Here is a 586-nt window from a genome sequence, read left to right as displayed (position 1 = left end):
TCGGCCCACAGTGATGCAACCACGGATAACAGCAGCGTTGTCTTGCCGGTGCCGGGCGGCCCGTTCACACCCAGAATATCGCCGTGGCGGGATGCCAGAAAATGCGCCAGCGCATCGCGTTGCTCATCGGCCAGAGCGTATTGATCGCTGGCATGCCCAAGACGCGCTGCAAAGCCTGCGCTTTTCAGCAGGCAGGGTTCGGGAGCAAGAGTGACTTGACTGGCATAACGTTCAAAGAGCGCACTGCCAGGTTTCGTATCACGTATGTGATCGTAGAGACGAACAATATGCTGGCTGGCCCCGGATATCTTTTCTTCCTTGAACAGACACCACTCATTCGAGCGCTCATAACCGTTGTCGCCTTGCAGCCAGCCAGGGCTGACTTCCTCTAGAAAGTGTTCACAGAACTGCACGTAGGCAGCCCATTGCCGGGCATACTCATCGGCATCTGCCGCCTGGCCATCTTCCGGCGGCTCAAAGGCCGGTAGCGTGTTGACTGCCAGAAAGGTATCCACATCGGCGACATCACCCAGCGAGAAACTGCCCGACTCCAATGGGTCGAGAATGTCACGCGGTATGACGGTGT

The 586-nt window shown here is 57.5% G+C and carries 1 pseudogene; it reads right to left on the bottom strand.

What is annotated here, in order from left to right:
- A pseudogene (locus NRB16_RS29005) lies at window positions 1-515 on the bottom strand (hypothetical protein); the annotation flags it as partial.
- Window positions 516-586: the final 71 nt, after the last annotated feature.

This window comes from Pseudomonas sp. LJDD11 (genome assembly GCF_024584215.1).
In the GTDB taxonomy this organism is placed as follows: Bacteria; Pseudomonadota; Gammaproteobacteria; order Pseudomonadales; family Pseudomonadaceae; genus Aquipseudomonas.
This window is presented reverse-complemented; position numbering and strand designations above follow the sequence as displayed.